The following is a 25,803-nucleotide window of genomic DNA, read 5'->3' as shown; positions in this document are numbered from 1 at the left end:
CAGATGCTGATGCCGCGCAAGCCCCCGAAGGGCTTCCGCAAGCCGCACCACCCGGACCGCAGTGGCGCGTCCAAGGGTGGTAACCGGGTGGTGTTCGGCGAGTTCGGGATCCAGGCTCTCGAGCCGGCGTACGTGACGAACCGGCAGATCGAGTCGGCACGTATCGCGATGACTCGCCACATCAAGCGTGGTGGCAAGGTCTGGATCACGATCTTCCCGGACCAGGCCCTCACCAAGAAGCCTGCCGAGACCCGGATGGGTTCCGGTAAGGGTTCGCCCGAGTGGTGGGTTGCCAACGTCAAGCCGGGGCGGGTTCTCTTCGAGATGTCCTTCCCCAACGAGCAGACCGCGCGAGAGGCCATGCGTCGCGCGATCCACAAGCTCCCGATGAAGTGCCGCATTGTTACGCGCGAAGTGGGTGAATCCTGATGGCAGCGGGCGTTAAGGCGACCGAGCTGCGTGAGCTCTCCGAAGAGGAGCTGGTCACGAAGCTGCGGGAGGCCAAGGCGGAGCTGTTCAACCTCCGCGTGCAGGCCGCAACCGGGCAGCTGGACAACAACCGGCGGTTGCAGGTCATCCGTCGGGAGATCGCCCGGATCTACACGATCATGCGTGAGCGCGAGCTGGGGCTCTCGGCCGCGCCGACTGAGGTGACTGCATCATGACCGAAGAGACCGCCACCGCCGCCGCGCGGTCGCGCCGCAAGGTCCGCGAGGGCCTGGTGATCAGCGACAAGATGGACAAGACCGTCGTGGTCGAGGTCGAGGACCGGGTTCGGCACGCGCTGTACGGCAAGATCATGCGCCGCACGGCCAAGCTGAAGGTGCACGACGAGCAGAACGCCGCTGGCACCGGTGACCGGGTTCTCATCATGGAGACCCGGCCGCTGAGCGCCACCAAGCGTTGGCGGATCGTGGAAATCCTGGAAAAGGCCAAGTAGCGAAGGCTCGAGCTCGCCCGGCGTTGCGTCGGGCGTAGGTTCCGCCAGGCTCCGGCCGCTACGGCGGCCGGAGAACCGGCAGACATAGGAGATAGACGTGATTCAGCAGGAGTCGCGACTGCGCGTCGCCGACAACACGGGTGCTCGGGAGATCCTGTGCATCCGGGTTCTCGGTGGCTCGGGTCGGCGCTACGCGAGCATCGGCGACGTCATCGTGGCCACGGTCAAGGACGCGATCCCGGGTGCCGGTGTGAAGAAGGGCGACGTCGTCAAGGCTGTCGTCGTTCGCACGGCCAAGGAGAGGCGTCGTCCGGACGGCTCGTACATCCGCTTCGACGAGAACGCCGCCGTCATCATCAAGGACGGCGGGGACCCGCGTGGAACCCGTATCTTCGGCCCGGTGGGCCGGGAGCTGCGGGACAAGCGGTTCATGAAGATTATTTCCCTCGCGCCGGAGGTGTTGTGACCGTGAAGGTCAAGAAGGGCGACACGGTCGTCGTCATCGCCGGCAAGGACAAGGGTGCCAAGGGCAAGGTCATTCAGGCCTACCCGCGGCAGGACAAGGTCCTTGTCGAGGGCGTGAACCGGGTCAAGAAGCACACCCGCATCAGCACCACCCAGCGTGGCGCCAAGACCGGCGGCATCGTCACTCAGGAGGCCCCGATCCACGTCTCGAACGTGCAGGTCCTGGACTCCGACGGCAAGCCGACCCGCGTCGGTTACCGGATCGACGACAACGGCCAGAAGGTCCGCATCGCGCGTAGCACCGGTAAGGACCTGTGATGACCACGGCTACCGAAAAGACCCTGCCGCGCCTCAAGGAGCGGTACCGCAACGAGATCGTGGCCCAGCTGCGTGAGCAGCGCAGCTACGGCAACCCCATGCAGGTGCCGCGGCTGGTCAAGATCGTCGTCAACATGGGTGTCGGCGAGGCTGCTCGCGACGCCAAGCTGATCGACGGCGCGGTCCGCGACCTCGCCACGATCACCGGCCAGAAGCCGCAGGTGCGTCGGGCGACCAAGTCCATCGCGCAGTTCAAGCTCCGCGAGGGCATGCCGATCGGCGCGAAGGTCACCCTTCGCGGCGACCGGATGTGGGAGTTCATGGACCGGCTGCTCTCCATCGCGCTGCCGCGTATCCGCGACTTCCGCGGCCTGGACGGGCGCAAGCTGGACGGGCACGGCAACTACACGTTCGGTCTGACCGAGCAGTCGGTGTTCCACGAGATCGACCAGGACCGGATCGATCGCCAGCGGGGCATGGACATCACGGTGGTCACGACCGCCACGACCGACGACGAGGGCCGGGCGCTGCTCAAGCTCCTGGGCTTCCCGTTCAAGGAGAACTGAGATGGCCAAGAAGGCGCTGATCATCAAGGCGGCCGCGAAGCCGAAGTTCTCGGTTCGCGCGTACACCCGCTGCCAGCGGTGCGGGCGTCCGAAGGCGGTCTACCGCAAGTTCGGGCTCTGCCGGGTCTGCATCCGGGAGATGGCTCACCGCGGTGAGCTGCCGGGCGTGTCCAAGGCTTCCTGGTAAGGGCGACCGCGTCCCGGCCGTCGGCCGGGAACTCCTGCACCGATTAGGTATTGCTCTTCGCCGTAGGCCCGGGGCTGATGCCCCGGGAACCCCGGCGAGAAAGGCTGACGAAATCCATGACGATGACCGACCCGATCGCAGACATGCTCACGCGTCTGCGTAACGCCAACCAGGCGTACCACGATCAGGTGAAGATGCCCTACTCCAAGATCAAGGCGAACATCGCCGAGGTCCTGAAGGCCGAGGGTTACATCGCCACCTGGTCGGTCGAGGAGCCCGAGGAGGGCGCCGTCGGCAAGCGACTGGTCGTCGAGCTGAAGTACGGCCAGAACCGCGAGCGGAGCCTGGCCGGCATCAAGCGCGTGTCCAAGCCCGGTCTCCGGGTGTACGCCAAGTCGGACGGGCTCCCGCGGGTGCTCGGTGGGCTGGGCGTGGCGATCATTTCGACGTCCCAGGGGCTGCTGACCGACCGGCAGGCCCGCAAGCGGAGTGTTGGCGGGGAAGTCCTCGCCTTCGTCTGGTAACGGGAGACAGGTAGAAATGTCGCGAATTGGACGTAAGTCGATCCCGGTGCCAGCCGGCGTCGACATCACGATCGACGGGCAGACCGTCAAGGTCAAGGGCCCCAAGGGCCAGCTCCAGCACACCCTCGCCGAGCCGATCACGATCGAGCGGGCCGAGGATGGGCAGCTGAGCGTCAACCGGCCGAACGACGAGCGCAAGGCCAAGGAACTCCACGGCCTGAGCCGTACGCTGGTTGCCAACATGATCGTCGGGGTCACCGAGGGCTACCGCAAGAGCCTGGAGATCGCCGGCACCGGTTACCGGGTCACCGCCAAGGGTTCGGACCTCGAGTTCGCGCTCGGGTTCTCGCACCCGGTGGTCGTCCCCGCCCCGGCGGGCATCACCTTCACGGTGGAGCGGCCGACCCTGTTCCACGTGGCTGGCATCGACAAGCAGCAGGTCGGTGAGGTCGCCGCCAACATCCGGAAGATCCGCCCGCCGGAGCCCTACAAGGGCAAGGGCGTCAAGTACCAGGGCGAGGTCATCCGCCGCAAGGCTGGAAAGGCAGGTAAGAAGTGAGCGCCACGCTGCTCAAGCGCCGCCGCGGTGTCGCCGCCAAGCGCGCCGTTGGGCGTGCGCGTCGACACTTCCGCGTCCGCAAGAACGTCAGCGGTACGGCCGAGCGTCCGCGCCTGGTCGTCACCCGCTCGCTGCGGCACATGGTCGCCCAGATCGTCGACGACACCAAGGGTCACACCCTGGCGTCGGCGTCGACCCTGGACGCCTCGCTGCGCGGTGCGGAGGGCGACAAGAGCGCCCTGGCTGGCAAGGTGGGCGCGCTGCTCGCCGAGCGGGCCAAGGCCGCCGGCGTCTCCAAGGTCGTCTTCGACCGCGGCGGCAACCGGTACGCGGGGCGAGTCGCCGCGCTTGCCGACGCCGCCCGCGAAGCCGGGCTCGAGTTCTAACAACCCCGTCACGAGAGAGAAGGAAGGCTGCTGATGCCAGGTCAACAGCGCCGTGGCGGCGGGTCCGGTGGCAACGAGGGTGGTCGCCGCGACAACCGCCGTGAGGGCGGCCGCGGAAACGCGCCCGTCGAGAAGACCCCGCACCTTGAGCGGGTCGTCGCGATCAACCGCGTCGCCAAGGTCGTGAAGGGTGGTCGTCGCTTCAGCTTCACCGCCCTGGTGATCGTGGGCGACGGCGACGGCACGGTCGGCGTGGGCTACGGAAAGGCCAAGGAGGTGCCCGCGGCCATCGCCAAGGGCGTCGAGGAGGCCAAGAAGCACTTCTTCAAGGTCCCGCGGATCGGTCAGTCGATCCCGCACCCGGTGACGGGTGAGGACGCCGCTGGTGTGGTGCTGCTCAAGCCGGCCTCGGCCGGTACGGGTGTCATCGCCGGTGGACCGGTGCGTGCCGTGCTGGAGTGCGCTGGGATCCACGACGTGCTCTCCAAGAGCCTCGGTTCGTCGAACCCGATCAACATCGTGCACGCCACGGTGGCGGCCCTGAAGGGGCTTGAGTCCCCCGAGCAGGTCGCGGCGCGTCGTGGTCTGCCGGTGGAGGACGTCGCGCCGGCCGCCATGCTGGCGTCGCGTGCGGGGGTGGCGCACTGATGGCACGCCTGAAGGTCACCCAGCTCCGGTCCGGTATCGGGACCAAGCACAACCAGCGTGAGTCGCTGCGTTCGCTCGGTCTCAAGCGGATCAACGACGTGGTGGTCAAGGAGGACCGGCCCGAGATCCGCGGCATGATCTTCACTGTGAGCCACCTCGTGAAGGTCGAGGAGGTCGAGTAATGACGATCAAGGTGCATCACCTGCGCCCGGCACCCGGTTCCAAGACCGCGAAGACCCGTGTGGGTCGCGGTGAGGGTTCCAAGGGCAAGACCGCTGGTCGCGGTACCAAGGGCTCCAAGGCCCGCAAGAACATCTCGGCGGCGTTCGAGGGTGGGCAGATGCCCATCCACATGCGCCTGCCGAAGATGAAGGGCTTCAAGAACAAGTTCAAGGTGGTCTTCCAGGTGGTCAACCTGGACCGACTCGCTGAGCTGTTCCCGAATGGTGGTCAGGTCGGCCCGCTGGAGCTCGTTGAGTCCGGCGCGGTCCGCAAGGGTCACCCGGTCAAGGTCCTCGGCACCGGGGATCTCGGCGGTGTGGCGCTCCAGGTGTCCGCGCACGCGTTCAGTGCGTCGGCCAAGGAGAAGATCGCTGCTGCCGGTGGCTCCGTCACCGAGCTGTAAGGCCTACGACCATGGCGCCCGTCCAGTTGAGAGCAACTGGCGGGCGCCGTGGTCTGCCTGGGGCCTGAGCGCCCGGTAACATCGGAATCGATTTATGTAGTCGGGCGCATCTGCCCGGACCGGGGTGAGGCTGTTAGAGTCCCATCCCAGCCATGGATTGCGGGCACTCGCTCGTGATCCACCCCGACCCGCCAGGGATCACCGGCGGCCCGCCTCGCGCAGGAGGAAGAAGTTGCTGTCCGCCTTTCTCAGTGCGTTCCGTACGCCTGACCTGCGCAAGAAGCTGCTGTTCACAGTAGGCATCATCGCGGTCTACCGGCTGGGTGCAACGCTCCCCAGCCCGGGCGTCTCGTACGGCAACGTGCAGAAGTGCCTCGACACCATCCAGGGTGACACCACCGGGGTGGTGAACCTTCTCAACCTCTTCTCCGGCGGAGCGCTGCTACAGCTCTCGGTCTTCGCGCTGGGCATCATGCCCTACATCACCGCGTCGATCATCCTGCAGCTGCTGACCGTCGTGATCCCCCGCCTGGAGCAGCTCCGCAAGGAGGGCCAGGCCGGTCAGGCGAAGATCACCCAGTACACCCGCTACCTGACTCTTGGTCTCGGTGTGCTGCAGGCGTCCGCGTTCGTGGCCCTGGCCCGCTCGGGCCAGCTGTTCCAGAACAAGTGCGACCAGTTCCCGATCATCCCCACCGGCACCGGCATCCCGGACTGGCTGACCCTGGCCATCCTGGTGATGACGATGACCGCCGGCACCGGCATGGTCATGTGGCTCGGTGAGCTGATCACCGACCGCGGCGTCGGCAACGGCATGTCCGTCCTGATCTTCACCTCGATCGCGGCGCGGCTGCCCAGCGAGGGCTGGCAGATCAAGACCAGCAAGGGCTGGGACATGTTCGCCCTGGTCATCGCGCTGGTCCTGGTGGTCATCACGGCGGTCACCTTCATCGAGCAGGCGCAGCGCCGGATCCCGGTGCAGTACGCCAAGCGGATGATCGGCCGGCGGATGTACGGCGGCACCTCGACCTACATCCCGCTCAAGGTCAACCAGGCGGGTGTGATCCCGGTCATCTTCGGCTCGTCGCTGCTCTACCTGCCGCAGTTGGCGCTGCAGTTCTTCGACCAGAACGACCCGGGCAAGACCGTGAGTTGGATCCGGGACAACCTGGTCAACCCGAGCAGCCCGATCTACATCTCGGTCTACTTCCTGCTGATCATCTTCTTCACGTACTTCTACGTCTCGATCACGTTCAACCCGACCGAGGTCGCTGACAACATGAAGAAGTACGGCGGGTTCGTGCCGGGCATCCGCCCGGGCAAGCCGACCGCCGACTACCTGGACTTCATCCTCAGCCGGATCACCCTCCCGGGCGCGCTCTACCTCGGCGTCATCTCGATCCTGCCGAACTTCTTCTTCATCTGGCTGGACAACCAGCAGTACCAGAACTTCCCGTTCGGCGGCACCGCTGTGCTCATCATGGTCGGCGTCGGTCTGGAGACCGTGAAGCAGATCGAGAGCCAACTCATGCAGCGGAACTACGAAGGGTTCCTGCGGTAGATGAGACTCGTTCTGGTTGGCCCGCCGGGCGCGGGCAAGGGCACGCAGGCCGAGTTCATCGCCGCGCACCTCTCGGTGCCGAAGATTTCGACCGGAGACATCTTCCGGTCGAACGTCACCCAGGGCACGCCGCTCGGTGTCGAGGCGAAGCGGTACATGGATGCGGGCGAGCTGGTTCCGGACGAGGTCACCATCAACATGGTCCGGGACCGGCTGGCCGAGCCCGACGCCAGCGAGGGTTTCCTGCTCGACGGCTTCCCGCGGACGACTCCGCAGGCGGCCGCTCTGGACAAGCTCCTGGCCGATCTGGGCACCGCCCTGGATCTGGTCCTGGAGCTGGTGGTCGACGACGACGAGGTGATCCGGCGGCTCTCCGGCAGGCGTACCTGCCGGGGCTGCGGCAAGATCTGGCACGTGGAGTTCGATGCCACCACCCGGCCCGGCATCTGTGACCGGTGCGGCGCCGAGCTGTTCCAGCGCGACGACGACAAGCCGGAGACCATCGCCACGCGGCTCCGCGAATACAGCGAGAAGACCGCACCCCTGGTCGACTACTACGGCGCTCAGGGCAAGCTGGTCGGGATCGACGCCACCGGGCCGGTGGAGGACGTCACCACCCGGGCCATCGACGCGTTGCGGTCGTACGGCGGCTGAGGTCCGGCCGGGCCACGGCGGATAGAGTGCGAACAGCGGGGTACGCGTTATGTGCCCCGCTGTTCGGCAACGAAAGGTAACCGCTCCATGCGTCGTCCCCAGCTGGACATCCAGCTGAAGACCCCTGACCAGATCGAGAAGATGCGGGCCGCCGGGCTGGTGGTGGCCGAGGCGTTGCGCCGGATGCGGGAGGCTGTCGCCCCCGGTGTGAGCACCGCCGATCTGGACGCCATCGCCGAGGCGACCATCCGCGAGGCGGGCGGCGTTCCGTCGTTCAAGGGCTACCACGGTTTTCCGGCGTCGATCTGTTCCTCGGTCAACGAGCAGATCGTGCACGCCATCCCGTCGCCGAAGCAGGTGCTCCAGGCCGGTGACCTAGTCTCCATCGACTGCGGCGCGGTGCTGGACGGGTGGCACGGCGACTCCGCGATCACGGTCGGGGTCGGTGACGTCGACCCGGCGCTGCTGAAGATGGCTGAGGTCGCCGAGGACGCGATGTGGGCCGGCATCGCCGCCGCCGCGCGTGGTGCGGCCAGCGGCAAGGGCCGCCTCACCGACATCTCGCACGCGGTGGAGACCGCTGTCCGCAAGGGCGGCCGGTACGGCATCGTCGACGGCTACGGCGGGCATGGCATCGGCACCGAGATGCACCAGGACCCACACGTGCTCAACCACGGTCGGCCGGGCAAGGGTCCGCGACTGGTCCCCGGTATGGCCCTGGCCATCGAGCCGATGATCACCATGGCGTCTCCGCGTACCGTCGAGTTGGCCGACGGGTGGACGGTCGTCACCCGGGACGGCTCGGTGGCCGCGCACGTCGAGCATTCGATGGCGCTGTTGCCGGACGGCGTCTGGGTGCTCACCGCGTTCGACGGCGGCCGCGCCCGCCTGGGCGACCTGGTGACCGCCCGCCAACCCGCAGCCACCAAAACACCCTAACCCCCACCCCCACCCTCGTTGATCATGAAGTTATTGCCCTGACACGCCGGTGAGGCTGGCAATAACTTCATGATCGACCGAAGTGCGGGGTCGGATGGGCTGGCGCGACGGTGGCATGCTTGCCGGCATGGACGGGCGCGACGGGATGGACGGGCGCGACGGGTTGCGGGCCGCAGACTCGGACCGTGCGGCGGTGGCCGACCGATTGCGGGTCGCCCTCGACGAGGGCCGACTGGACCTGCACGAGTATGACGAGCGGTTGCAGCGGGCCTATGCGGCACGCACGTATGCCGATCTTGGAGCCCTGCTCACCGACCTGCCGCCGGTGACGCCGACGCAGTGGTCCGGCCTGGCTCCGACCACCGGGCCGACGGTGAGCCCGCTGGGTGACCCGCTCGGTCAGGCCCTCACCCGGGGCGCCACCGCCCGTTGGCTGGCTGAGGTGTGGTTCCCGTACCTGCGGGTGATCGCCATCGTGGTGACCATCTGGGCGGTGGCGTCGGTGCTCAGCCAGGATCTGCTCTACTTCTGGCCGGCCTGGGTGGCCGGGCCGTGGGGTGCGGTGCTGGTGGTCCGCACGGTTACCGGGCTGGCCGGGCGCGAGCCCCAGCGCCAGGCCATCAAGCGCCAGCGCCGCCGAGAACGCAAACAGGCAAAGCGCGCCATCAACCCAGACAACCCCCAATAACCCCCCCCCGGGGCCCTGCCGCCCCCCTTTCGTTGATCATGAAGTTATTGCCATGACACGCCGGGGTTGGTGGCAACAACTTCATGATCAACAGGGCTGGAGGTGCGGTCGGTCGGGGTGACGCGCGGGTTGGTGGGTGGTCGGTTTGGCGGGGGACTGCAGGCCGGCGTACACTTTCAGATCGGCGCACAGCGTCCACTCCGGCATGCCCACCCTGCGCTTCGGTGGGAGCTGGAGCCGCGGCTGGCGCGGGCTTCTGATTCTGATCAGATTTCCGTGTAAGACGTTGTGGGCCGCCCGGAGCAATCGACGTCAGGACAGCGGAGGACATGCCGAAAAAAGACGGAGCCATTGAGATCGAGGGTCGGGTCATCGAGCCCCTGCCGAACGCCATGTTCCGGGTGGAGCTCGCGAACGGCCACAAGGTGTTGGCTCACATCAGCGGCAAGATGCGGCAGCACTACATCCGCATTCTTCCGGAGGACCGGGTCGTCGTCGAACTTTCGCCGTACGACCTGACCCGCGGGCGCATCGTCTACCGCTACAAGTAGTCCTGACGACGGCCGGGAAGTCCCGTGTCCGTCTTCGACGTCCGGCGTCGCGCTGAGCGCGTAGCCGGGCCAGATGGGAAGTAAGGCAACCGTGAAGGTCAAGCCGAGCGTCAAGAGGATCTGCAACAAGTGCCGGGTTATCCGCCGGCACGGCCGGGTCATGGTCATCTGCAGCGACCCGCGCCACAAGCAGCGCCAGGGCTGACTCAGCCCGTCCGGCCGGAGCAAAGGCCGGGTGGCGTTGGTCCAGGCAGATCCCCAGCGACACACACATCACACATGCTCGTCCCAGCCGCGAGCGGTACGCCAGACGTACCTCTGCGTGGTTGACCCCCGGTCGGAGGCCGGGGCCCGCTCGGGCAGCGACCGATCCCGGTCGCCGGCGCTCACCGCGTCGGAAAGACGGGACGGCCGGTAGCGGGGTGGGACGGGTCCACACCTCCGCCACACATCACGAGGAGTACGCCCGCACATGGCACGTCTAGTCGGCGTGGATCTCCCCCGCGAAAAGCGGTTGGAGATCGCGCTCACCTACATCTTCGGGGTCGGTCGCACCCGCGCCCTGGAGACACTCGCCGCTACCGGCATCTCGCCGGACAAGCGCGCTCGGGACCTCACGGACGAGGAGCTCGTGCAGCTCCGCGACCACATCGAGGGCAACTACAAGGTTGAAGGCGACCTGCGCCGCGAGGTCGCCGCTGACATCCGCCGCAAGGTTGAGATCGGCTGCTACGCCGGCATCCGGCACCGCCGGGGCCTGCCCGTGCGTGGCCAGCGGACCAAGACCAACGCACGGACCCGCAAGGGCCCGAAGCGGACCGTCGCCGGCAAGAAGAAGCCCGGCAAGAAGTAGTTCTTGACCGGATGACGGGGTCGGCCGCCGCCGAGGTGGGTCAGGCCGCAACCCAATCCGGAAAGTCAACTAGGAGCGCACAGACTTATGCCACCGAAGGCTCGTGCCGGAGCCGCTGTAAAGAAGGTCCGGCGCAAGGAACGCAAGAACGTCGCCCACGGGCAGGCGCACATCAAGAGCACGTTCAACAACACCATCGTGTCCATCACGGACCCGACCGGTGCGGTCATCTCCTGGGCCTCCGCTGGCCAGGTCGGCTTCAAGGGCTCCCGCAAGTCGACTCCGTTCGCTGCGCAGCTGGCCGCCGAGGCTGCCGCGCGTCGCGCCATGGAGCACGGCATGCGCAAGGTCGACGTGTTCGTCAAGGGCCCCGGCTCCGGTCGGGAAACCGCCATCCGTTCGCTGCAGGCAGTGGGCCTTGAGGTCGGGCAGATCGCCGACGTCACCCCGCAGCCGCACAACGGGTGCCGTCCGCCGAAGCGTCGCCGGGTCTGAGAGGTAGAGAGAGATGGCTCGTTACACCGGTGCAGACTGCCGCCGTTGCCGGCGGGAGAAGATGAAGCTGTTCCTCAAGGGCAGCAAGTGCGATGGTCCGAAGTGCCCGTTCGAGTCCCGGCCGTTCCCGCCCGGGCAGCACGGCCGCGGCCGCACCAAGGAGACGGAGTACCTGCTCCAGCTCCGCGAGAAGCAGAAGGCCCGTCGGGTTTACGGCGTGCTGGAGAAGCAGTTCCGCGGTTACTACGAGGAAGCCGTTGGCAAGCAGGCCAAGACCGGTGAGGTCCTCCTGCAGATCCTCGAGTCGCGGCTGGACAACGTCGTTTACCGGGCCGGCTACGCCCACTCGCGGGACATGGCCCGCCAGCTGGTCAAGCACGGTCACTTCACTGTGAACGGCAAGAAGGTCGACATCCCGTCGTACCGCGTCAAGGAGCACGACATCATCGAGGTTCGGGGCAAGAGCAAGGAGCTCACCCCGTTCATCGTCGCGCAGGCTCAGGCCGGCTCGAAGACGGTTCCGGCGTGGCTTGAGGCCATCCCGAGCCAGATGAAGGTGCTCGTGCACTCCCTCCCGGCCCGGCAGGTCATCGACACGCAGGTCCAGGAGCAGTTGATCGTCGAGCTCTACTCCAAGTAGTCCGAGCTCGTTCGGTGGCCCGCCCTTCGGGGCGGGCCACCGGAACAGTTTGTGTCGTGGGCGTCAAATAGCGGGCGCCCCGGAAGAGAAGAGAAAAGATGCTCATCAGCCAGCGACCCTCCCTCTCCGAGGAGTCGATCAACGAGACCCGGTCCCGGTTCGCCATCGAGCCGCTGGAGCCGGGCTTCGGCTACACCCTGGGTAACTCGCTGCGGCGTACGTTGCTGTCGTCGATCCCGGGCGCGGCCGTCACCTCGATCAAGATCGACGGTGTGCTGCACGAGTTCACCACGATCCCCGGTGTCAAGGAGGACGTGGTCGAGCTCGTCATGAACATCAAGGAGCTGTGCGTCAGCTCCGAGCACGACGAGCCGGTCAGCATGTACCTGCGCAAGCAGGGTCCGGGCGACGTGACCGCGGGCGACATCCAGCCCCCGGCCGGCGTCTCGGTGCACAACCCGGATCTCAAGCTCGCCACCCTGAACGGCAAGGGCCGGCTCGACATGGAGCTGACCGTCGAGCGGGGCCGGGGCTACGTGACGGCTGCGCAGAACAAGCAGTCCGGCGCCGAGATCGGCCGGATCCCGGTCGACTCGATCTACTCGCCGGTGCTGAAGGTGACCTACCGCGTCGAGGCAACCCGTGTCGAGCAGCGCACCGACTTCGACCGGCTGATCATCGACGTCGAGACCAAGCCGTCGATGGGTCCGCGTACCGCGCTGGCCTCCGCCGGTTCGACGCTGGTGGAGCTGTTCGGGCTCGCCCGGGAGCTGGACGAGACCGCCGAGGGCATCGACATCGGGCCGTCCCCGCAGGACGCCCAGCTGGCGGCGGACCTCGCTCTGCCGATCGAGGAGCTGGACCTCACCGTCCGCTCCTACAACTGCCTCAAGCGCGAGGGCATCAACTCCGTTGGTGAGCTCATCGGGCGTACCGAGGCCGACCTCCTCGACATTCGCAACTTCGGTCAGAAGTCGATCGACGAGGTCAAGATGAAGCTCGCCGGGATGGGTCTCGGGCTGAAGGACTCGGCTCCGAACTTCGACCCGGCGAACGTCGTGGACACCTTCGGCGAGGCCGACTACGACACCGACGACTACCGCGAGACCGAGCAGCTCTAGTCCGCGCTGCCGCCACAACTGAGGAGCACCAAAAATGCCCACGCCCACCAAGGGCCCCCGCCTCGGCGGCAGCCCCTCGCACGAGCGGCTGATGCTGGCCAACCTGGCGACCGCGCTGTTCCAGCACGGGAAGATCCAGACCACCGAGACGAAGGCCCGGCGGCTGCGCCCGCTGGCCGAGCAGCTCATCACGAAGGCCAAGCGCGGTGACCTCGCCTCGCGGCGTCGGGTGCTGGGTGTCGTCAAGGACAAGGACGTGGTCTACGCCCTGTTCGACCAGATCGCGCCCCGGTACTCCAACCGCCCCGGCGGTTACACCCGGATCGTGAAGACCGGTCCGCGCAAGGGTGACAACGCGCCGATGGCCATCATCGAGCTGGTGGAGGAGCTTCAGGTCGCCGAGCCGAAGGCGAACAAGAAGACCGCCGCCCGCAAGGCCGCGCAGCAGGACAAGGTCGAGGCGCTCGCCCCGGCCGACGAGGCCCCGAAGTCGGCTCCGGCCGACCAGGACTCCGAGGCGCCGGTGTCGGCGTCCGGTGACACCGACGCCGCCCGCGAGGACAGCGACGAGGCCACCGAGAACAAGGCCTGATCAAAGGGCATTGTCGGGCCCGGCACCCCATCGGGGTGTCGGGCCCGACCCGTAACGGGAGGTACGAGGTGGACGAGCGGATCCGGCTGCGGCTGGACGTCTCGTACGACGGCACCGACTTTTCCGGCTGGGCAGCCCAGCCGACCAGGCGCACCGTCGCGGGGGTGCTCGTCGAGACCCTGGACCTGGTCCTCGGCGTCGGTACGGCCACCGGGCTGACGGTGGCCGGGCGGACCGACGCGGGAGTGCACGCCACTGGGCAGGTGTGCCATGTGGACCTGCCGGTGGACGTGTGGCGGCAGCACGAGGGACGGCTGCTGCGTCGCCTGGCCCGGCTGCTCCCCACCGACGTGCGGGTACGGGCGATGACCGAGGTGCCGGCCGACTTCGACGCCCGGTTCTCGGCCACCTTCCGGCGCTACGAGTACCGGGTCACCGATGCGCCGTTCGGCGCCGAGCCGTTGCGCCGCCACGAGGTGCTGGCCTGGCCGAAGCCGTTGGAGTTGGCCGCGCTGAACGCCGCCGCGGCCGGGCTGGTGGGGGAGCACGACTTCGCCGCGTACTGCCGGCGCAAGGAGCACGCCACCACGCTGCGCGAGGTGACCCGGCTGGACTGGCGTCGCGACCCGGACGGCATCCTGGTCGCGACCGTGCAGGCCGACGCGTTCTGTCAGGCGATGGTGCGCAGCCTGGTGGGTGCGATGCTGGTGGCCGGGGACGGCCGCCGCCCGGTCGAGTGGCCGGGAACTCTGCTCACCCAGCGGGAGCGGTCCAGCGAGGTGACTGTGGCCCCCGCACGCGGGCTGACGCTGGTCGCCGTCGGCTACCCGGCAGATCCGGCCGAGTACGCCCACCGCGCCACCCTCACCCGCCGGTTGCGGGTCCCGATCGAGGGTTGACCGTCGGCGGGGTCAGTCGCCCGGCAGATCGCCCTGGTCGGCGTTGCTGCCGGTAGGTGCCGTCGTCGGTTGTGCGGCGGTGCCACCGTCGGCCCGGCTCTGCAGCACGCCCCGGCTGAGGTGCAGCTCGATCATGTCGAACAGGATCTCGCGGACCTTGGCGTCACCCGCCTTGACCGCCGCCCCGTCCTTGCGGACCACCAGCGCGTACGCCAGGTAGTGGCCACGGACCTGCCAGCCGACGCGTGCCGGAGCGTTGGCCAGGACGTCGGTGCCGTCGCCGTCGTCGGCGGTGAGGCCACGGAAACGGCCCTGCCGCTCGTCGAGCAGTTGCCGGAGCCGGTCTCGGGCTCGTTCCGCGCTGACCTTGTCGGTGAGGTTGAACAGGCCGGTGGTGACCAGGTGGCTGTCGTCGGGCGTACTCAGCGTGGCCCGGACGATCTGGTTGCAGCCGAGCCGGACCAGCAGGTCGGCGACCTCGTCGGTGGCGGCGACGGCGCAACTGCCGCTGGACTGTGTCTTGAGCACCTGGTAGCTCGGCTGGCCGTCGGTGAGCTTCAGCTCCTTGCCGGGAAAGAGTTCCTTGGCGGTGAGCGGGGCCTGGTCGGTGTCCCGGGAGTCGAGGGCCAGCCGTTCCGCCGCTGCCGACGTGGGGGCGGCGTTCGGCTGGTACGTCGGGTTGCTCTGCGGCTGCTCGTCGCGGTTGATGAGCAGCGCGGCGGCGCCGAGGCCGCAGAGGGCGAGCAGCACCAGGACGGCTGCGCCGCCGATCAGTACCTGCCACAGCCGGCCGCCGCCGCGCCGGGTGGGCGGCTCCGCCGACGTGGCCGAGGTGTAGATCTGGCTGCGCGGCGGGGCGGGCGGGATGTCGGCACGCGTCGGCAGTGGCTGCGGCGCATCGGCGCGGGCGGCCGGCCCGAGCTGCGGACGAGCCGGCGCCGGCTGCGACGAGGGCAGCGAAAGCTGGTTCGGTCGGGGCAGCGACGGCGTGGGGAAGCGCGACGGAGAGGGCCCGGCCGCTGGGGGCGGACCGGCGCCGAGCACCGACAGGTCGGACCCGGGCTCCGGGTACTCCTCGAAAGCGTCCTCATCGGACTGGTACCGATACACCATGTCGCCCAGAGTAGGAGTCAATGTCCCTTTAGGGGGTAATATCGGGGAAATGTACGTGTGGGCCGTGTCAGGTCCGCCCCGGACCGGTGCGAGAATTGCCGGGTGACCGGCGACCACTACTTCACCGCTCAGCCCACCAGCGACGCCCCGGCGCGCGAGGTCGAGTTCTCCGTCGCCGACCGCGACTACCGGCTCACCTCGGCCGGCGGGGTCTTCTCCGCCAGCCGCCTCGACCCCGGCACCGCGGTGCTGCTGCGCAAGGCCGAGCTGCCCGCCGTCGACACCACCGGCGACCTGCTCGACCTGGGCTGCGGGTTCGGGCCGATCAGCTGCGTGCTGGCCGACCTCGCGCCCACCAGCACCGTCTGGGCCGTCGACGTCAACGCCCGGGCCCGCGAGCTGACCGCAGCCAACGCGGCTCGGGTCGGCGCCGCCGACCGGGTCCGGGTCAGCGCGCCGGACGACGTTCCGGACAGCGTCCGCTTCGCCCAGATCTGGTCGAACCCGCCCATCCGGATCGGCAAGGACGGGCTGCACGACCTGTTGCTGCGCTGGCTGCCCCGACTCGCCCCGGACGGCGTCGGCTGGTTGGTCGTCGCCCGGCACCTCGGCGGCGACTCGCTGCAACGCTGGCTCACCGAACAGAGCTGGCAGGTCGAGCGGTACGCCAGCCAAAAGGGCTTCCGGGTGCTGCGCGTCACCCGGTAATTGGATATACCCCCCGGCCCTCACTGGGGCAGGATCCCGGCGTGGGATACGTGGACGTGGCAGCGGTCGGGCACATCCTGCCCGACGGTCGGGGACTCTTCGCCGACGTGTCGTTCCGGGTCGGGGAGGGCAGCAAGGTCGCCCTGGTCGGGCCGAACGGCGCGGGAAAGACGACGCTGCTGAGGATGGTCGCCGGCGACCTGCCGGTGCGCAGCGGCGTCGTCGCGCGGGCCGGCGGGCTTGGTGTGATGCGCCAGTTCATCGGCATGATCGGTGACGAGTCCACCCTCGCCGACCTGGCGTTGTCGCTGGCCCCGCCGGCGCTTCGCGATGCCGGCCGACGGCTCGGCGACACCGAGGCGGCCATGCGGGCGGCCGAGGCCCACGGCAAGTTCAGCAACGCCGCCGGCAAGGCCCAGCTGGCGTACGCCGACGCGCTCGGCGCCTGGGGTGAGGCCGGCGGGTACGACGCCGAGGTGCTCTTCGACACCGTCGCGACCATCGTGCTCGGCCAACCGTGGGACGCCGTACGGGACCGTCCGGTGCGTACCCTCTCCGGCGGCCAGCAGAAGCGCTTCGCCCTGGAGTTGCTGCTGCGCGGCCCGGACGAGGTGCTGCTGCTCGACGAACCGGACAACTTCCTCGACGTGCCCGGCAAACGCTGGCTGGAGGCGCGACTGCGCGAGTCGACGAAGTCGGTGCTCTACGTCTCGCACGACCGCGAACTGCTGGCCCAGAGCGCCGACCGGGTGGTCGCCGTCGAGGGTGGCAGTGCCTGGGTGCACCCCGGCGGCTTCGCCAGCTGGCACGAGGCTCGGGTGGCTCGGCACGCCCGCCTCGACGAGCTGCGCCGGCGCTGGGACGAGGAGCACCAGAAGCTGCGCGAGCTGATGCTGATGTACAAGCAGAAGGCCGCGTACAACGACGGGTTGGCCTCGCGTTACCAGGCCGCGCAGACCCGGTTGCGCAAGTTCGAGGAGGCCGGGCCGCCGCCCGTACCGCCGAAGGACCAGGACATCCGGATGCGGCTGGCCGGCGGACGGACCGGCAAGCGCGCTGTCGTCTGCGAGCAGCTGGAGCTCGACGGCCTGACGTTCCCCTTCGACCTGGAGATCTGGTACGGCGACCGGGTGGCGGTGCTCGGCGCCAACGGCACCGGCAAGTCGCACTTCCTGCGGCTGTTGGCCCGCGGCGGCACCGACCCGGACCCGGCGAACGGGCCGGTCGACGGCGCGGGCGCGCTCGCCCCGGTGGCGCACGAGGGCACGGCCCGCCTCGGTGCCCGGGTCCGTCCCGGCCACTTCTCCCAGACCCACGACCGGCCGGAGCTGATGTCGAAGACACTCGTCGAGATCCTCTGGCGGGGCGACGAGCACCGCACCGGGATGGACCGGCACGCGGCGATGGGTGTGCTCAGTCGCTACGAGCTGGCCGCGCAGGGCGACCAGCGCTTCGGCACGCTCTCCGGCGGGCAGCAGGCCCGGTTCCTGGTGCTGCTGTTGGAGCTCTCCGGGGCGACTCTGCTGCTGCTCGACGAGCCCACCGACAACCTCGACCTGGCCAGCGCGGAAGCGCTCGAAGCGGGCCTGAACGCCTTCGAGGGGACGGTGATCGCTGTCACCCACGACCGTTGGTTCACCCGCTCGTTCGACCGGTTCGTGCTGTTCCGAGGCGACAGCGAGGTGGTGGAGACCCCGGAACCGGTCTGGGACGTCGGGTGATCCCCACCGGCGCAGGCGTTGCTCCGTGGCGTCGGCAGCAGTCCGGCCGAGCTGGCCGCGACCATCAACGCTGCCCGTCAGCTGGTCACCGAGGTGGTCGGCTGAGCCGCCGCCGCAGTGGCCCGCGCCGGGCCGGCATAGGGTGGATCTCGTGACTGAGATGACCTATCGCCGGCTGGGCGACTCCGGGCTCGTGGTGTCCGTGGTCGGCATCGGCTGCAACAACTTCGGCCGCAAGCTCGACCTCGACGGCACCCGGGCGGTGGTGGACGCCGCCCTGGACGCCGGGATCACCCTCTTCGACACCGCCGACATCTACGGTGAGCCGCAGGGCAGCTCCGAGGAACTGCTCGGGCAGGCGCTCAAGGGTCGCCGGGACGACGTGGTGGTGGCCACCAAGTTCGGCATGGACATGAACGGCCTCAACGGGCCGGACTACGGCGCTCGTGGCGCGCGGCGTTACATCGCCCGCGCTGTGGAGGCGTCGCTGCGCCGGCTCGGCACCGACCACATCGACCTGTACCAGATGCACGAGCCCGACCCGGGCACCCCGATCGACGAGACCCTCGCCGCCCTGGACGACCTGGTCCGCGACGGCAAGGTGCGCTACCTGGGCAACTCCAACTTCACCGGCTGGCAGATCGCCGACGCGGACTGGGTCGCCTCGTCCAACGGCCGGTCCCGCTTCATCAGCGCGCAGAACCACTACAGCCTGGTGGAGCGCTCGGTGGAGGCCGAGGTGATCCCGGCGTGTGAGCGGTTCGGCCTCGGCATGCTGCCGTTCTTCCCGCTCGCCAACGGTCTGCTCACCGGCAAGTACAGGCGTGAGGCCCAGCCGCCGGCCGGCAGCCGGCTCTCCGGCGGTGGCCGGTACGCGGAGCGGCTCGCCGCGGCCGACTGGGACACCATCGAGGCGATCGAGGCGTACGCGGCCGAGCGGGGGCTGACGATGCTCCAGGTGGCGATCGGTGGGCTGGCCGCTCAGCCGGCGGTGACCTCGGTGATCGCCGGTGCCACCACGCCCGAGCAGGTGCGTGCCAACGCCGCCGCCGGCACCTGGGAGCCCAGCGACGACGACCTGGCGGCGCTGCGCGCCATCCTCTGAGCGCGGCGGGACGGGGCTCGGCGCCTTGATCCACTCGTGTTCCCGAAAGTCGGGGTGACCCGGGGGCCGGGAAGGCGCGGCTTCATGAATGTCGAGTCGATCACGCCCAGGTCAGACGACAACGGGCCGGGCCGCTCGTCGCGGCCCGGCCCGGTCGTTGAACGCGCGTTGGTTGATCAGTCGGTGCGGCGGCGGCCGAACAGCATGGCCACCCCCATCGCCGCGGCCACCAGGACGAGACCGGCCGCCGCGAACGGCCACCAACCGGCGCCCGCCCCGCCCGCCCCGTCCGTCGCCTTGTTCACCGCGACCGGCTCGGGCACCGGCGGCGACTGCGCCGCGCGGGCCTGCACCGTGGCGGTGGCCTTGCTCTGCAACGGGGCGGGGGAGTTCACAGTCACCTTCCAGGTGCCAGTGGACAGCACCGGACCGCTGCTGTAGAAACCGTGCCCCTCGGGCTGCGGTTCCAACTGCACAGGCCCGACCTTCTGCCCGTCGGGGCCGGTGGCGGTGAGGACCAGTCGTACCACCTGCTCCAGCCGGCGACCATCGGCGTAGCTGGCCTGGATGGTGACGCCCTGAGCCCCGTCGCCGGCCACAGCGAGCTTGAGCTTGTCGGCCTGAGCCGCCGGGGCGGCCTGAGCGGCCCGCGCCGCCGCCGGGGCGGCGGCGGACACTGTCACTGCCAGTCCGACGAGGACGGCGGCAAACACCTTGCGGATACCCGTCACGGACATCCCCTCCCTACCGAATGAGGGAAGCCCCTCCCCGACGCCGCAGCGTCGGGGAGGGGCCTCGTCGGATCAGAGCTGACGACCGGGAGCCAGCCGGGTGGCGTCGCCACCGAGCCGCCCGGTGCCCTTGACCGAGTCACCGTCGTTCGCCTTGACCCCGGCCTTGCTGGCCGCGCCGCCGAGCCGAACGATCATGGCGTCGGCGTCCCGGATCAGGACGTCCCGAACCTCCGCCTCGGGCACCAGCGTGGCGTCGCTGGCGAGCGTCCGGAACGCGGTCAGCTGCCGGACGGCAGCCTTGTCGTCGCCGGCCGCCTCGGACGCGCGAACAGCGTCGAGCTTGTTCGACAGCTGCTTGTGCGCCTTGGTCGAGAGCCGCCCCGTCGCCTTGAACCGGTCCAGCAGACTCTGCATGTCCCGGAACGAGGTGGTGACGAAGAACCGGACCGTCGAGGTGGTCTTGTTGCCCGCCTTGTCGGTTGCGGTCACCGTCAGCTCGTGCAGGCCGAGTGACAGGTCGTACATGGCCTGCAGGGTGCCACTGGTGTACGCCTGGCCGTCGAGCTGACCGACCACGCTAGCGATACCCGAGGACGGGTCGACGGCCTGCCAGGCCACCCGGACGTCCTGGCTGTCGCCGTAGAGCTGGCCGTCGGCCAGCCCGGACACCAGCAGCGTCGGCTTGGTGCCGTCGATGCGCAGCACCGCCGACTTCAGCGTCTCGACGTTGCCCGCCTTGTCCGCCGAGCGGAACAGCAGCTCGTGCTGCCCGTCACCGGTCACCTCGATCGGCGTCGAGTACGGCGCCCACGCACCACCGTCCAGCGACCACTCCACCGTCTTGACGCCGGAACCGGCGTCGGTGGCGGCCAGCACGACCGGGATGGTCCCGTTGTGCCAACCGGCGTCGTTCGCCGGAGCGAACGTCGCCGAGGTCACCGGCGCCGTGGCATCGATTTTGACCGAGACGGTCTTGGTCGCCTCCACGTTGCCGGCCTTGTCCGTCGAGCGGAACCGGAGCTCGTGCTCGCCGTCCCCGCTGACCGCCACCGGAGCGGTGTACGCCGTCCAGGTGGTGGCCCCGTCCAACTGGTACTCCGTACCGGCGAGCCCGCTACCGCCGGCCTCGTCGGCACCGGTGAGCGTGATCGTCACAGGCCCGGTGTGCCACCCGTCGGTCGGGGTGCCGGAAACCGCCGAGGTGGTCACCGGTGCCGTCTCGTCGGCCACCTTCGTGCTGAGCCGGAAGTAGTCGAACGAGGCGGTCTTCGACGCCGTCTGGTTGGCGCCGAGGGTGAACAGCCCGACCTTCGGGGTTGCCCCGACCGCGCTGTTGGTCAGCGCCGTCAACGCGGTCCAGGTCGTCCCGTCGGCCGAGTACGACGCGGTGAACGTGTCGCCCGTGCGGGCCAGCCGCAGGTGCCACACCGCCGAGGTCAGGTTGCCCGCCTCGGGCTGCGGGTTCTGGACCACCCCGGCGATCTCGCTGCGGAACTCGATCCGCCGCGTCACCGCCTGGCCGGCCTGGTTGTCCGCGATGAAGTCGAGCTTCAGGTAGTTGTCGTCGTCCGCCTGCACGAGCAGACCGGCCTGCTGGTACTGCTCGTTCAGCAGGCTGCCGTCGACCTTCGTCTCCAGGGTCCAGTCGCCGGACGGCGCGGTCTGGAGGATGAAGTTCTTCGGCCCGGTGTTGTCGGTGCCGTAGATGTCACCGTTGGGCACGTCGATCCGCAGCGCGCCATCGGTGACCCGGTAACCGCTCGGGTCCTCCCGCGTCACGGCGTCCCACCGGCACTTGTCCAGCGTGCTGCCGGTGAACTCGTCCGACGGGTCGACCGGGCCGGCCGGGGCGTCCGGCGTGACCTGGAAGGAGTCGAACGCGGCGTCGACAACCGGCGCCTCGGTGCCTCCGTTGAGGGCGAAGACCCCGATCCGCGGGTTGGTGATGCCGGCGAGCGCTGCCGAACGGCCGACCGGGGTGAAGGTCTGCCCGTCGCCCGAGGCGGACGCGGTCAGGTTCGTCCCGTCGCTGGTGATCCGCAGGTACACGGTGTCACCGGCAGGTGCGGCGGTGGCGTCGGCGGCCTCGTTGCGAGGCGTCGCCGCCGTCTCCCGGATGAACTCCACCCGACGGCTGCCGTTGTACAGCAGGTCAACCTTGGCGTAGTTGTCGTCGTCGCCGTACACCAGCAGGCCGGCCTGCTGGTAGTTGGCCGTCACCGGCAGGGTGACCTTGGTGGTCATCTCCCACGCGCCGGTCGGGGCCGCCTGGAGCACCAGGTTGGTGGCGTCGTTGCGAGCACCGTAGAGGTCACCCACGCCGGTGGGCAGCCGCAGCGCACCGCCACTGAGCGAGTAGAGCTGGTTCTCCCGGACGATGCTGGTCCAGCGCTCCTTGTCGAGGCTGTTGCCGTTGAAGTCGTCCGAACGCGCCCCGAAGCAGGACGTGTCAGGTGCGTCGACCCTTACCGGCACCGTGGCGTACGACTTGGCGCCCTTGCTGTCGGTCACCGTGAGGGTGGCCGTGAAGGTGCCCGGACTGGTGTAGGTGTGGCTGGCGTCCAGTGTGGTCGCCGAGCCTCCGTCACCGAAGTCCCAGGCGTACGTCAACGGGGTGTCGCCCTCGGCGTCGGTGGCAGTGCCGTCGAAGGCGACGGTGACCGGTGCGGTGCCGGTGGCCGGGGTGGCCGTGGCGCTGACCACCGGCGGCCCGTTCTCGGTGACACCGCGGCCGACGAAGTCCATCCAGTTGACGTTGAACAGCGAACCCGTTCCGCCGTTCGGATCGCGGGCCACGAAGTACAGCGAGCCGCTCGCGGCGCCGGTGACCGGTGCGCTCACGTCCGTGTACGTCTGCCACGCGCCGGTCGACGGTACGACGGCAGTGGCGACCACCGGTCCGTCGACGGCACCCGCGCGAACCTCGATCCGACCACCTGCGGCGGCCGAGGCGGCCCGGAAGCGGATCTCGGTGATGTTGGTCAGGTCCGCCGGAGCGACCGACCACCAGTCACCGTCCTCGATGAACGCGATGCTCTGACCGCCACCAGCGGAGTCGGTGGCCGCTTCCCTCTGCACGCCGGCGTCGCCGCCGCCGGTGCTCACCGGGGCACGCCCGGTGGCGGTGAAGAACTCGGCCTGCTTCTGCTTCGGCTGGAGAACCTCGATCTGCCGGCCGGTCAGGGCACCGGACCCGCCGGCACCACCCCCGTCGGTGTAGGTGGCCTCGAAGACCGCGAAGACGTTCGCCTCGGCGCCGTGCCCGGAGGCGAGCGACGTCTGGACGGTGCCGGTGCAGCCGGTGTGCTGCTCCAGCGGGTGGGCGTGCTCGTCGTGACCGAGCAGCACCTGAAGCCCCACCTTGGCACAGTCGATCTGCCCGTCCTCGGGGTCGGTCACCTTGATCGAGTAGCGGACCTGGTCACCCCAGTTGAAGAAACCGCCGTCCGGTGGGAACTCGATGGAGACCGTCGGCGCGGTGTTGCCCACTGTGACCGGCACGTTGGCCACAGCGGTCCGACCCTTGGGGTTGGTGACGGTGAGCTGGGCGGTGTAGTTGCCCGCCGTGGCGTACGTGTGGGTCGGGTTGGCCTCGGTCGAGGTCTGCCCGTCGCCGAACGTCCAGGCGTAGGTGAGCGTGCCACCGTCCGGGTCCCGGGAGCCGGCGCTGGAGAAGGTCACCGTCAACGGCGCCGGACCCGAGGTCGGGTTGGCGGACGCCGCGGCGATCGGGGCGCGGTCACCGGCGGTGTAGTCGATCCGGTAGACGCCCGAGTTGTCGTTGTTGCCGCCGAAGCCGCTGCCCCACTCGATCAGGTACAGCGCCCCGTCCGGGCCGAACTCGAAGTCCATCGGTCGGATCATGCTCATGCCGGTGAGCAGCTGGTTGATGTCCACAAGCGACTTGCCGTCGGGGGTCACCTGCATGGTGTACATCTTGTTCTGGTTCCACTCGCCGAGCAGAGCCTTGCCGTCGTAGTACGCCGGCCACTTGCGGTTCGAGTTCACGTCGGCGTCGTAGCGGTAGACCGGGCCGCCCATCGGAGCGCCACCGCCACCGATCTCCGGGTAACGCGCGTCACCGGCGTACCCGTAGTCGACAGTCGCCGGGACCACCGGCGGGAGGTTGGTCAGGCCGGTGTTGTTCGGCGAGTTGTTCACCGGCGCCGCGCAGTCGAACTTCGCGCCGCTCGGGCCGGACGGGAACGTGTAGTCGTTGTACGCCTCGTTCGTTCCGGTGCAGTACGGCCAGCCGTAGTTGCCCGGGGTGACGATGTTCCACTCGACCAGACCGCGGGGGCCCCGGTTCGGGTTGTCCGTGTTGGCGTCCGGCCCGTAGTCGCCCACGTACAGCGTGTTGGTCTTCGGGTCGGTGCCGATCCGGAACGGGTTGCGGAAGCCCATCGCGTAGATCTCGGGACGGGTCTTCTCGGTGCCCGGCGCGAAGAGGTTGCCGGTCGGAACGGTGTACGTCCCGTCGTCCTCCGGGTGGATCCGGATCACCTTGCCGCGCAGGTCGTTGGTGTTGGCGGAGGTGCGCTGCGCGTCGTAGTCCTGGCGGCCCGACCGCTCGTCCAGCGGCGAGTACGAGTTCGACTCGAACGGGTTGGTGTTGTCACCGGTGGCCAGGTAGAGGTTGCCGTCGCCGTCGAAGGTCATGCTGCCGCCGGCGTGGCAGCAGGTGTTGCGTTGGGTGTCGACCCGCAGCACCTGCTTTTCGCTGGCCAGGCTGATGGTGTCGCCGGTCACTGTGAACCGGGACAGCAGGTTGCGGGTGACCCCGTCGTTCGGGGCGTAGTACAGGTACACCCAGTTGTTCGTGGCGAAGTCCGGGTCGAGCCGGATGCCGATGAGGCCGTCCTCGTTACCGGTGAAGACGTCCAGGTCGACGGCGGTGACGGTGTTGCCGGTGTCCGGCTTCACGATCTGCACCCGACCGTCGCGCTCGATGTAGAAGACCCGCCCGTCGGGGGCGATGTCCAGCTCCATCGGGTTGCTGGTGTTGCTGTCCAGCGTGACCTTCTCGAAGTTCGAGGTCTTCGAGGCGCCGCAGTCGGCGTTCTCGACGCCGGCCGCGGTACGGATGCCGCCGAGCAGGTGGGAGAGGAACTGGGGCTCGGCGTACGACTCCCGGGTGTGCCCCAGGCCCGTGTACCAGGACCGGCCACCGTCGTAGTCCTGACACCAGGCGACCGGGTGGTCCGCGCCCATCGCGCCGGCGCCGGGGGTGTAGCTCTTCTCGTCCAGGCTGGCCAGCACGTGCACGTCCGGCCGGGGGTTGCTCTGGTAGTTGTACCACTCGTCGAACCGGGACCACCGGTCCGGCAATCCGGCAGTGGACGGGTGGGCGTGATCCTCCACCTTGACCGTCGCCGTCTGGTTCTGCGGGTGGTTGGCGAAGTACGCGCCGACCAGATCGCCGTACCAGGCCCAGCTGTACTCGGTGTCCGACGCGGCGTGGATGCCGACGTAACCGCCGCCGGCCTTCACGTAGCGCTCGAACGCCGCCTGCTGGTCGGCGTTGAGCACGTCACCGGTGGTGGAGAGCCAGATCACGGCCTTGTACTTCGCCAGGTTGGCGTCGTTGAATGCGGCGCCGTCCTCGGAGTTGTCAGCGGTGAATCCGTTGTCGACGCCGAGCTGCTGGATGGCGGCGATGCCGGTGGGGATGGAGTCGTGCCGGAAGCCGGCGGTCTTGGAGAAGATCAGGACGGAGAAGGGATCGGCTGCGGCCTTTGGCGCCTTCGGCGCCACCTGGCTGACCGGGGCTGCGGCTTTCGCATCCCGTGGGGGAACCTGGGCGGCCGCCTGCGCGGGCGCGCCGAACAGGGTGGTCGAGGCCATGGCCAGGGAGATCAGGGTTGCGGTGATGGGTACGCGGGCACGACGAGAACGGGACACGCCGCCTCCTGTGTCGTAGTGACAGAGCTCGAGGGAGTCGGCTCGCCGAAGGCCCTCCCTGATGGAGCCGGTGGTCACACCGTGCCAGGGTGCCCCCACCGACATTTTGTCGAATCGCTGAACAAATTAATTCGGCTGGCTCGATGTCGGGCAAGATGCGGACGGGTAACGGTTCTGCAACGGGGGGCGACATTCCGAACAGGACTGTATGAAGTGCCCCATTGGATCTCGCTTGTTTTGACGTGGCCCGGCCGGCCGGCCACCGCCGACCCCACGCCTTGGCAGGCCGGCGGATCTGTCGTACGGTGAC

The 25,803-nt window shown here is 68.9% G+C and carries 31 protein-coding genes; 28 read left to right on the top strand and 3 right to left on the bottom strand.

Translation table 11 applies throughout. The features are described from left to right. The first annotated feature begins 3 nt into the window (after nucleotides 1-3). The 25 genes from rplP to truA all read left to right on the top strand — a co-directional run bounded on the left by rplP (nucleotide 4) and on the right by truA (nucleotide 14,211). Nucleotides 4-429, top strand: a complete 426-nt coding sequence (rplP, locus tag AB0B98_RS28635; protein WP_053653940.1) for a 50S ribosomal protein L16 — start codon at nucleotides 4-6, stop codon at nucleotides 427-429. Further along, the gene (rpmC, locus tag AB0B98_RS28630; RefSeq protein ID WP_007465283.1) at nucleotides 429-665 is read left to right on the top strand and encodes a 50S ribosomal protein L29; all 237 of its coding nucleotides are present in this window, start codon (nucleotides 429-431) and stop codon (nucleotides 663-665) included. Before rplP ends, rpmC begins: the two co-directional genes overlap by 1 nt. Beyond that, nucleotides 662-940, top strand: a complete 279-nt coding sequence (gene rpsQ / locus AB0B98_RS28625) for a 30S ribosomal protein S17 (protein ID WP_030489590.1) — start codon at nucleotides 662-664, stop codon at nucleotides 938-940. Before rpmC ends, rpsQ begins: the two co-directional genes overlap by 4 nt. A gap of 97 nt (nucleotides 941-1,037) precedes the next feature. Beyond that, on the top strand, nucleotides 1,038-1,406 hold the full coding sequence (gene rplN / locus AB0B98_RS28620; protein ID WP_007465279.1) for a 50S ribosomal protein L14: 369 nt from the start codon (nucleotides 1,038-1,040) through the stop codon (nucleotides 1,404-1,406). Further along, nucleotides 1,403-1,723 (top strand): 50S ribosomal protein L24, encoded by a 321-nt coding sequence (rplX, locus tag AB0B98_RS28615; RefSeq protein WP_172899047.1) that lies wholly within the window; start codon nucleotides 1,403-1,405, stop codon nucleotides 1,721-1,723. The genes rplN and rplX overlap by 4 nt, the downstream gene beginning before the upstream one ends. Further along, nucleotides 1,723-2,289, top strand: a complete 567-nt coding sequence (gene rplE, locus AB0B98_RS28610; protein WP_091402385.1) for a 50S ribosomal protein L5 — start codon at nucleotides 1,723-1,725, stop codon at nucleotides 2,287-2,289. Before rplX ends, rplE begins: the two co-directional genes overlap by 1 nt. Nucleotide 2,290: 1 nt before the next feature. Continuing rightward, nucleotides 2,291-2,476, top strand: coding sequence for a type Z 30S ribosomal protein S14 (locus AB0B98_RS28605; protein WP_007465272.1), 186 nt, complete (start codon nucleotides 2,291-2,293; stop codon nucleotides 2,474-2,476). A 116-nt stretch (nucleotides 2,477-2,592) separates the two neighbouring features. Continuing rightward, complete coding sequence (rpsH, locus tag AB0B98_RS28600; protein ID WP_007465270.1) at nucleotides 2,593-3,000, top strand: 30S ribosomal protein S8; 408 nt, start codon at nucleotides 2,593-2,595, stop codon at nucleotides 2,998-3,000. A 16-nt stretch (nucleotides 3,001-3,016) separates the two neighbouring features. Further along, complete coding sequence (rplF, locus tag AB0B98_RS28595; RefSeq protein WP_124860508.1) at nucleotides 3,017-3,559, top strand: 50S ribosomal protein L6; 543 nt, start codon at nucleotides 3,017-3,019, stop codon at nucleotides 3,557-3,559. Next, nucleotides 3,556-3,945, top strand: coding sequence for a 50S ribosomal protein L18 (gene rplR, locus AB0B98_RS28590; protein WP_030329901.1), 390 nt, complete (start codon nucleotides 3,556-3,558; stop codon nucleotides 3,943-3,945). Before rplF ends, rplR begins: the two co-directional genes overlap by 4 nt. Nucleotides 3,946-3,978: 33 nt before the next feature. After that, the gene (rpsE, locus tag AB0B98_RS28585; protein WP_074314587.1) at nucleotides 3,979-4,593 is read left to right on the top strand and encodes a 30S ribosomal protein S5; all 615 of its coding nucleotides are present in this window, start codon (nucleotides 3,979-3,981) and stop codon (nucleotides 4,591-4,593) included. Beyond that, nucleotides 4,593-4,775, top strand: coding sequence for a 50S ribosomal protein L30 (rpmD, locus tag AB0B98_RS28580; protein ID WP_007465262.1), 183 nt, complete (start codon nucleotides 4,593-4,595; stop codon nucleotides 4,773-4,775). Before rpsE ends, rpmD begins: the two co-directional genes overlap by 1 nt. Next, nucleotides 4,775-5,218, top strand: a complete 444-nt coding sequence (gene rplO / locus AB0B98_RS28575; RefSeq protein ID WP_030329906.1) for a 50S ribosomal protein L15 — start codon at nucleotides 4,775-4,777, stop codon at nucleotides 5,216-5,218. Before rpmD ends, rplO begins: the two co-directional genes overlap by 1 nt. A 232-nt stretch (nucleotides 5,219-5,450) precedes the next feature. Next, the gene (gene secY / locus AB0B98_RS28570; RefSeq protein WP_357366628.1) at nucleotides 5,451-6,779 is read left to right on the top strand and encodes a preprotein translocase subunit SecY; all 1,329 of its coding nucleotides are present in this window, start codon (nucleotides 5,451-5,453) and stop codon (nucleotides 6,777-6,779) included. Beyond that, nucleotides 6,780-7,433 carry an adenylate kinase gene (locus AB0B98_RS28565; RefSeq protein WP_088950228.1) on the top strand — a complete coding sequence of 218 codons (654 nt, stop codon included), beginning with the start codon at nucleotides 6,780-6,782 and terminating at the stop codon, nucleotides 7,431-7,433. Nucleotides 7,434-7,520: 87 nt separating this feature from the next. Next, complete coding sequence (map, locus tag AB0B98_RS28560) at nucleotides 7,521-8,372, top strand: type I methionyl aminopeptidase (protein ID WP_357366626.1); 852 nt, start codon at nucleotides 7,521-7,523, stop codon at nucleotides 8,370-8,372. A gap of 145 nt (nucleotides 8,373-8,517) precedes the next feature. Further along, nucleotides 8,518-9,060 carry a DUF1707 domain-containing protein gene (locus AB0B98_RS28555; RefSeq protein ID WP_357366640.1) on the top strand — a complete coding sequence of 181 codons (543 nt, stop codon included), beginning with the start codon at nucleotides 8,518-8,520 and terminating at the stop codon, nucleotides 9,058-9,060. 329 nt (nucleotides 9,061-9,389) lie between these two features. Continuing rightward, a complete protein-coding gene (gene infA / locus AB0B98_RS28550) occupies nucleotides 9,390-9,611 on the top strand; it encodes a translation initiation factor IF-1 (protein WP_007073013.1) in 222 nt (73 codons plus the stop codon). A gap of 91 nt (nucleotides 9,612-9,702) precedes the next feature. Then, nucleotides 9,703-9,816: a 50S ribosomal protein L36 gene (gene rpmJ / locus AB0B98_RS28545; protein ID WP_043965539.1), complete on the top strand. Its 114-nt coding sequence runs from the start codon at nucleotides 9,703-9,705 to the stop codon at nucleotides 9,814-9,816. A 267-nt stretch (nucleotides 9,817-10,083) separates the two neighbouring features. Then, nucleotides 10,084-10,464 carry a 30S ribosomal protein S13 gene (gene rpsM, locus AB0B98_RS28540; RefSeq protein WP_030329917.1) on the top strand — a complete coding sequence of 127 codons (381 nt, stop codon included), beginning with the start codon at nucleotides 10,084-10,086 and terminating at the stop codon, nucleotides 10,462-10,464. Nucleotides 10,465-10,551: 87 nt separating this feature from the next. Next, on the top strand, nucleotides 10,552-10,959 hold the full coding sequence (gene rpsK, locus AB0B98_RS28535; protein WP_030329919.1) for a 30S ribosomal protein S11: 408 nt from the start codon (nucleotides 10,552-10,554) through the stop codon (nucleotides 10,957-10,959). Between the two features lie 13 nt (nucleotides 10,960-10,972). Continuing rightward, nucleotides 10,973-11,599: a 30S ribosomal protein S4 gene (gene rpsD / locus AB0B98_RS28530; RefSeq protein WP_030489600.1), complete on the top strand. Its 627-nt coding sequence runs from the start codon at nucleotides 10,973-10,975 to the stop codon at nucleotides 11,597-11,599. 98 nt (nucleotides 11,600-11,697) lie between these two features. Further along, a complete protein-coding gene (locus AB0B98_RS28525) occupies nucleotides 11,698-12,720 on the top strand; it encodes a DNA-directed RNA polymerase subunit alpha (RefSeq protein ID WP_053653923.1) in 1,023 nt (340 codons plus the stop codon). 34 nt (nucleotides 12,721-12,754) lie between these two features. Next, nucleotides 12,755-13,312, top strand: coding sequence for a 50S ribosomal protein L17 (gene rplQ, locus AB0B98_RS28520; RefSeq protein WP_091402374.1), 558 nt, complete (start codon nucleotides 12,755-12,757; stop codon nucleotides 13,310-13,312). A gap of 68 nt (nucleotides 13,313-13,380) precedes the next feature. After that, nucleotides 13,381-14,211 (top strand): tRNA pseudouridine(38-40) synthase TruA, encoded by an 831-nt coding sequence (gene truA, locus AB0B98_RS28515; protein ID WP_238667535.1) that lies wholly within the window; start codon nucleotides 13,381-13,383, stop codon nucleotides 14,209-14,211. Between the two features lie 12 nt (nucleotides 14,212-14,223). Here truA and AB0B98_RS28510 read toward each other — a convergent pair whose 3' ends face one another. Continuing rightward, nucleotides 14,224-15,324 (bottom strand): hypothetical protein, encoded by a 1,101-nt coding sequence (locus AB0B98_RS28510; protein ID WP_357366623.1) that lies wholly within the window; start codon nucleotides 15,322-15,324, stop codon nucleotides 14,224-14,226. Nucleotides 15,325-15,426: 102 nt separating this feature from the next. Between AB0B98_RS28510 and AB0B98_RS28505 the strand changes: the two genes are divergently transcribed. The 3 genes from AB0B98_RS28505 to AB0B98_RS28495 all read left to right on the top strand — a co-directional run bounded on the left by AB0B98_RS28505 (nucleotide 15,427) and on the right by AB0B98_RS28495 (nucleotide 18,858). Further along, nucleotides 15,427-16,032, top strand: coding sequence for a methyltransferase (locus tag AB0B98_RS28505; RefSeq protein WP_357366621.1), 606 nt, complete (start codon nucleotides 15,427-15,429; stop codon nucleotides 16,030-16,032). Between the two features lie 41 nt (nucleotides 16,033-16,073). Continuing rightward, nucleotides 16,074-17,753 (top strand): ATP-binding cassette domain-containing protein, encoded by a 1,680-nt coding sequence (locus AB0B98_RS28500; RefSeq protein ID WP_357366619.1) that lies wholly within the window; start codon nucleotides 16,074-16,076, stop codon nucleotides 17,751-17,753. A gap of 142 nt (nucleotides 17,754-17,895) precedes the next feature. Then, nucleotides 17,896-18,858, top strand: a complete 963-nt coding sequence (locus AB0B98_RS28495; protein ID WP_357366618.1) for an aldo/keto reductase — start codon at nucleotides 17,896-17,898, stop codon at nucleotides 18,856-18,858. A gap of 176 nt (nucleotides 18,859-19,034) precedes the next feature. On the opposite strand, the gene AB0B98_RS28490 is transcribed toward AB0B98_RS28495, so the two are convergent. Then, the gene (locus AB0B98_RS28490) at nucleotides 19,035-19,589 is read right to left on the bottom strand and encodes a hypothetical protein (protein WP_357366616.1); all 555 of its coding nucleotides are present in this window, start codon (nucleotides 19,587-19,589) and stop codon (nucleotides 19,035-19,037) included. Nucleotides 19,590-19,661: 72 nt separating this feature from the next. Then, on the bottom strand, nucleotides 19,662-25,493 hold the full coding sequence (locus AB0B98_RS28485) for a ThuA domain-containing protein (RefSeq protein ID WP_357366614.1): 5,832 nt from the start codon (nucleotides 25,491-25,493) through the stop codon (nucleotides 19,662-19,664). Nucleotides 25,494-25,803 lie beyond the last annotated feature (310 nt).

The sequence above is a fragment of the Micromonospora sp. NPDC048947 genome (assembly GCF_040649495.1).
In the GTDB taxonomy this organism is placed as follows: Bacteria; Actinomycetota; Actinomycetes; order Mycobacteriales; family Micromonosporaceae; genus Micromonospora; species Micromonospora alfalfae.
This window is presented reverse-complemented; position numbering and strand designations above follow the sequence as displayed.

Coding starts and splice junctions, on each gene's coding strand:
- AB0B98_RS28525 (WP_053653923.1), top strand. CDS start 11,698: ATGCTCATCAGCCAGCGACCCTCCCTCTCCGAGGAGTCGATCAACGAG.
- rpsH (WP_007465270.1), top strand. CDS start 2,593: ATGACGATGACCGACCCGATCGCAGACATGCTCACGCGTCTGCGTAAC.
- AB0B98_RS28510 (WP_357366623.1), bottom strand. CDS start 15,324: ATGGTGTATCGGTACCAGTCCGATGAGGACGCTTTCGAGGAGTACCCG.
- rpmD (WP_007465262.1), top strand. CDS start 4,593: ATGGCACGCCTGAAGGTCACCCAGCTCCGGTCCGGTATCGGGACCAAG.
- rplQ (WP_091402374.1), top strand. CDS start 12,755: ATGCCCACGCCCACCAAGGGCCCCCGCCTCGGCGGCAGCCCCTCGCAC.
- rpsQ (WP_030489590.1), top strand. CDS start 662: ATGACCGAAGAGACCGCCACCGCCGCCGCGCGGTCGCGCCGCAAGGTC.
- rplP (WP_053653940.1), top strand. CDS start 4: ATGCTGATGCCGCGCAAGCCCCCGAAGGGCTTCCGCAAGCCGCACCAC.
- rplE (WP_091402385.1), top strand. CDS start 1,723: ATGACCACGGCTACCGAAAAGACCCTGCCGCGCCTCAAGGAGCGGTAC.
- AB0B98_RS28565 (WP_088950228.1), top strand. CDS start 6,780: ATGAGACTCGTTCTGGTTGGCCCGCCGGGCGCGGGCAAGGGCACGCAG.
- rplF (WP_124860508.1), top strand. CDS start 3,017: ATGTCGCGAATTGGACGTAAGTCGATCCCGGTGCCAGCCGGCGTCGAC.
- rpmC (WP_007465283.1), top strand. CDS start 429: ATGGCAGCGGGCGTTAAGGCGACCGAGCTGCGTGAGCTCTCCGAAGAG.
- AB0B98_RS28605 (WP_007465272.1), top strand. CDS start 2,291: ATGGCCAAGAAGGCGCTGATCATCAAGGCGGCCGCGAAGCCGAAGTTC.
- rplO (WP_030329906.1), top strand. CDS start 4,775: ATGACGATCAAGGTGCATCACCTGCGCCCGGCACCCGGTTCCAAGACC.
- rpsK (WP_030329919.1), top strand. CDS start 10,552: ATGCCACCGAAGGCTCGTGCCGGAGCCGCTGTAAAGAAGGTCCGGCGC.
- map (WP_357366626.1), top strand. CDS start 7,521: ATGCGTCGTCCCCAGCTGGACATCCAGCTGAAGACCCCTGACCAGATC.
- rpsE (WP_074314587.1), top strand. CDS start 3,979: ATGCCAGGTCAACAGCGCCGTGGCGGCGGGTCCGGTGGCAACGAGGGT.
- infA (WP_007073013.1), top strand. CDS start 9,390: ATGCCGAAAAAAGACGGAGCCATTGAGATCGAGGGTCGGGTCATCGAG.
- AB0B98_RS28555 (WP_357366640.1), top strand. CDS start 8,518: ATGGACGGGCGCGACGGGTTGCGGGCCGCAGACTCGGACCGTGCGGCG.
- rpsD (WP_030489600.1), top strand. CDS start 10,973: ATGGCTCGTTACACCGGTGCAGACTGCCGCCGTTGCCGGCGGGAGAAG.
- rpsM (WP_030329917.1), top strand. CDS start 10,084: ATGGCACGTCTAGTCGGCGTGGATCTCCCCCGCGAAAAGCGGTTGGAG.